This window comes from Variovorax sp. dw_308 (genome assembly GCF_019207085.1).
GTDB lineage: Bacteria > Pseudomonadota > Gammaproteobacteria > Burkholderiales > Burkholderiaceae_C > Variovorax.
The window spans coordinates 1-4,889 of record NZ_JAATOM010000063.1 but is presented as its reverse complement, the minus strand read 5'-3'; the positions used below and the strand labels follow the sequence as shown (position 1 = coordinate 4,889).

The window sequence follows — 4,889 nt, the reverse complement described above, 5'->3', positions numbered from 1 at the left end:
TGGTGAACCAGTGAACGGGAACGGCGCGCCGTCACTCCGGCAGCGCGATCGCCTGGTAGAACTCGATCGTCCCGGTGTCCGGCGGACCGAAGTGACCGGTGTAGAGCGGCGCGAACTCCTTCGAGAGGTACGACTTGCTCAGGCTGCGATTCACCACCAGACGGAATGCGTCGTCCCCGCGGCGCATGGCCAGGGACAGGGGCTCACGCGTGAAGTTGCGCTGGATGACGATCAGATCGCCGGCGGAAGGTGCGCGCTTGGCTGCCTCGACCAGCACCGGCCGGTCTCCGAACAGGGCCGCGGCACGCCCGTCCCGCACCATCTGCAAGCCGGTCGCGTAGTCGGGCACGCGCGTCACGCTGACCTGGATGCGGCGCGCGCTCATCGCGTCGAGCAGGGATTGCTCGATGGTGCTCCCCCCGACCACCGCGAACACCACGTTCGCCAGGAACGCGGCGGGCGCGCCGCGCCAGACTGGCGCCGACACCTCGGGCCGATCGGCCAGTGCATCGCGCATGCGAGCCGGCGTGTCCGCGCGCAGCACGGCGCCGACGCCCGAGAAGAAGATCGGGAGGGAGAAGTCGAAACTGGCTCGCCGCTCCATCGTCGGCGTGGCCGTTTCGCACAGCAAATCGACCTTCCCCTGCGATAGTGCGTCGAAGCGCTCTGCCGCAGAGACAGGCACGAAGTCGACCGTCAATGCCGGCAGCTTCAATTCGGTCTTCATCGTCTCGGCGACGCCCTGGCACAGCGCCACGGAAAAGCCCGCCGGCTTGCCGCCTTCGTCGTTGTAGGCGAAGGGCCGTGTGTCGACGCGGTAGCCGAAGGTGAGCTTGCCGCTCTCGCGCGCCTTGTCGAGCGTGCCCGCGGCCGATGCCAGCGCGGGTGCGGCCAGGGCCAGGCACAGCAGTGCGCGGCCAAGCCTGTGCAGTAGATGGGTTGTGCCTTGCTTGCCGGAAGTGTTCATGGTCGTTCCTTGCGGGACCGGTGACGGGGTTCAGGCTGCGCGCGCGGCGGGGATCACGCCGATGCGACGGGCAGAGGCGATGCCATAGACGAGGTAGCCGATCGCCATGACCAGCATGCCGCCCATCACCGCATCCTTGCCGGCGGTGTACAGCGCATAGACGGAATACACGATGGCGACCACCGTGACGATCGCATTCCGCCGGTACACCGCAGCGTCGACCTTGGCATTGCGCATCATCACGAACAGCGCCGACAGCGAGATGATGTAGGGCACCACGTTCGTGACGACCGCCAGGTTCACCAGCGCCGCGAACTGCTCGCTCAGGTTCGGCGAGATGGTCGACAGCGCCATCACCGACTGCACGATGCCCATGATCACCATGCCGGCGATGGGCGCACCCAGCGCGTTGGCCTTGCCGAAGACCTTCGGGAACATGTCGCTGTCGGCGGCGTCCTTGGCGGTCGACGCCAGCGTGAACTGCCAGCCGAGCAGCGAGCCCACGCAGGCCATCGCCGCCAGCGCCATGACGAGTTGCCCGATGGCCGGCGTGAACATCTTCGCGAAGGCCAGGCCGAAGGGGCCGGTCGACTTCGCGAGTTCCGCGTTCGGCACGATGCCCTGGATCACGGTGGTCGAGAGGATGTAGATGACCGCCGCGCCGAGCGTGCCGAACATGCAGGCCAGCGGCACGTCGCGCTTCGGGTTCTCCACCGCCGATGCATTCTGCGAGGCCGACTCCATGCCGAGGAAGGCCCACAGCGTCAGCGAGATGCTCGAGCCCATGCCCTCGAACAGGCTCATCCCCTTGGGATTCCAGGCCTCAGAGAAAGTCGCGCTGCTGAAGTAGAACCAGCCCACGATGGAGATGAAGCCGACCGGCAGGATCACGCCCCATACCGTGACCGCGCCGATCTTGCCCGTCAGGCTGGGACCGCCGAAGTTGGCGACCGTGGTGATCCACAGCAGCGCGATGACGCTGATGCAACTCGCCACCGGCGTCGATGACAGCACCGGGAAGAAGGCGGCGAGGTAGCCCAGCGCGGAACTGGCCACTGCCACGTTGGCGATGGCCAGCGACAGGAAGTAGAGGAAGAAGACCTGGAAGTAGCCGTCCCGGCCATAGGCTTCCTCGGCATAGGCGGCGAGCCCGCCTGTTCGCTGGTTGAAGATGCCGGCCTGCGCGAAGCCATAGGCGATGGCCAGCGACCCGATCGCCGTCACCAGCCACGAGAGCAGCGAGATCGCGCCCACCTGCGCCATGTTGGCCGGCAGCATGATGATGCCGGAGCCCATCATGTTCACCGTGACGATGAACGTCAGTTGCACCACGCTCATCTTCTTCTGTTGGTCCGCCATGCGATGTCTCCTGGTGAGAAGTGGGTGCGCTTACTCGCGCACCACGTAGGTATGGAAGCGAATGCGACCGTCCGTCTTTTCCTGGTACACGCCCTGCACTTCATAGTTGAAGCCGGGAAAGCGGTTGAACGATTCCTCGAACGCGAGGAAGTAGTCGAGCATCGGCTGCGCGCAGGCGTCCCAGCGTTCGCCCGGCACGATGACCCCGATGCCTGGCGGGTAGATCAGCGCCAGCGTCGCCGAGACGCGGCCCATGACCTGGTCCAGCGGCACGTAGTCCACCCGGTTGTCCACCAGCGCCTCGTAGGCGTCCTTCGGTGACATCGCCAGTTGCGGGAAGCTCGACGCGCGGAAGCATTTGCCTTGCAGGTCCTTGACGCCGCGCGTGCGATAAAAGTCGTGCATCTCGTTGCACACCTGACGCAGGCTGTAGCCGGCGTAGCGTTCGCTGTGCGCGGCATACAGCGTGGGCAGCACCTCGTCCAGCGGCGCGTCCTCGTCCCACATCGACTTGAACTTGACGAGCTTGGCGATGAGCGTGTTGAGCTTGCTTTCGTCCTCGGCCGGCGTCATCAGGAACAGGATGCTGTTCAGGTCGCACTTCTCGGGCACCACGCGCTGTTCGCGCAGGAAGTTGGCGACGACCGTGGCCGGTACGCCGAAGTCGAGGTAGTCGCCGGTGGCGCGATCGATGCCGGGCGTCAGCAGGTTCAGCTTGTTCGGGTCGACCATCGCGTAGCCCGTGTCGTAGCCCTTGTAGCCATGCCAGTGGCTTTGCGGTCCGAAGTTCCAGCATTGCTGCTCATGCTTGATGAGTTCGGTGGGCAGGTCTTCCCAGGGGACATCCTTGGCATCGGCGGCAAAGCGCGAACCGCTGATCGTCACCGTGTCGGGCACGAAGGGATCGAAGAACCACTGCTCCTGCGCATCGCGGCCCACGCTCGCATAGTGGCGGCCGAATTCGCGGAACTTCTTGCGCACCTCGATGCCCAGTTCGATGCAGCGGTCCCACAGCATCTCGCCGCCCTTGCCCGCATGCAGCCGGGCGTTGACGTCGAGCGAGGCGAACAGCGGGTAGAACGGCGAGGTCGATGCATGCATCAGGAACGACTCGTTGAACCGCTTGTGCTCGATGTAGCGATGCTGGCCGCGGATGTGCTCGTCGCGCTTGTGGATCTGCGAAGCCTGCGAGAAGCCTGCCCCCTGCTTGTGCACCGACTGGGTCGAGAACAGGCCGGGCATCTCCGGGCCGATGTCCTTCAGGCGCATCGGGCTGTGGTCCTCGAACAGCGGGTGGAAGGCGTTGTAGCCGATCCAGGCTTCGTCCCAGAGCACGTAGTCGCACAGGTGGCCGATCTTCTCCAGCACCTTGCGCACGTTGTAGATGGTGCCGTCGTAGGTGGCGAGTTGGATGCAGGCCATGCGGAACGGCCGCTCGGCCTTGTGGCGCTCCGGGTCCGTGACCAGCGGGTTCAGGCGGATCTGCTCGCGCAGGTAGCCTTCGTCCCAGGCTTCCCAGTCGACGGCGCCGATCATGCCGAAGGGGTTGCGCGCGGTCGGCAGGAAAACCGGAATCGCGCCCGCCCCCACCAGCGCGCCCTGGTGCAGCGACTTGTGGTTGTTCCGGTCGAACAGCACCAGGTCGCCGCGCTTGAGCACTGCGTTGGTCACCACCTTGTTCGAGGTGCTGGTGCCGTTCAGCACGAAGTAGGTGCGGTCCGCGCCGAACACCTTGGCAGCCTCGCGCTGCGCTTGCAACGCGGCGCCCTCGTGGATCAGCATGTCGCCGAGATCGACGTCGGCATTGCACAGGTCGTTGCGGAAGATGCTCTCGCCGAAGTACTTGAAGAAGATCTGCCCGGTCGGCGACTTGCTGTAGAACTGGCCGCCCTGGTGCCCGGGGCAGGCAAAGGTGATGTTGGCCGCGGAGTCATAGGCCATCAGCCCGCCGAAGAAAGGCGGCAGCAAGGACATGCCGTAGTCCACCAGGCTGGCCAGCACTTGCTTGGCATAGAAGGCCGGCGTCTGCTGGCCGAGGTAGATGTAGCCATCGACCTCGCCCGTCATTCCGACCACGGCCACGTCGGCCACGCGATGCGAGTCCGCGAGCGCCCACAGCGGCATGTGAAAGCCCAGTCCTCGAACGGCATGCACCGCCGCCCGCGCAGCCTCGCGGCGACCGCCGTCGACCAGCGCGATGTACGCGCCGACCGAGGCATCCTCGGAAAAGTCACGCTCGAAGCTGTCGCGGACCTCGATCTCGTAGCCTTCGAGCCTGATGAGGTCCAGCAACTGTTGCGTCTGCGGATTGCTGCCATCGACGATGGCGACGACCTTGAGCAGCCGGTGGAACGGAATCGGAATCGTCGGAGCCTTGACGGAGCGCGGGATCATGGCAAGTCCTTGTAGTCGGCGCGGTCGCTATTCCTTGACGCAGTCCACCAGCCAGCGCTTGTGGCCCTGTGCATCGAGATCGAAGCGCAGTCCGTGGATGTCCGCCTCGAAGCCCGGGAAGCGGTCGTCGGTGTCGCGTGCGAACTTCAGGTAGTCGATGATCGAGTCC

The 4,889-nt window shown here is 65.4% G+C and carries 4 protein-coding genes; all 4 read right to left on the bottom strand.

The window, feature by feature from the left end; genetic code table 11:
* Positions 1–31: 31 nt before the first annotated feature.
* The 4 genes from HCU76_RS36035 to HCU76_RS36020 are packed head-to-tail and all read right to left on the bottom strand — an operon-like array spanning position 32 to position 4,879.
* On the bottom strand, positions 32–967 hold the full coding sequence (locus HCU76_RS36035) for an amino acid ABC transporter substrate-binding protein (protein ID WP_213959932.1): 936 nt from the start codon (positions 965–967) through the stop codon (positions 32–34).
* A 30-nt stretch (positions 968–997) separates the two neighbouring features.
* Positions 998–2,326 carry a putrescine-ornithine antiporter gene (potE, locus tag HCU76_RS36030; protein ID WP_213959933.1) on the bottom strand — a complete coding sequence of 443 codons (1,329 nt, stop codon included), beginning with the start codon at positions 2,324–2,326 and terminating at the stop codon, positions 998–1,000.
* Between the two features lie 30 nt (positions 2,327–2,356).
* Positions 2,357–4,720: an ornithine decarboxylase gene (speC, locus tag HCU76_RS36025; protein WP_213959934.1), complete on the bottom strand. Its 2,364-nt coding sequence runs from the start codon at positions 4,718–4,720 to the stop codon at positions 2,357–2,359.
* A gap of 27 nt (positions 4,721–4,747) precedes the next feature.
* Positions 4,748–4,879 (bottom strand): hypothetical protein, encoded by a 132-nt coding sequence (locus tag HCU76_RS36020; protein WP_371319967.1) that lies wholly within the window; start codon positions 4,877–4,879, stop codon positions 4,748–4,750.
* Between the last annotated feature and the right edge of the window lie 10 nt (positions 4,880–4,889).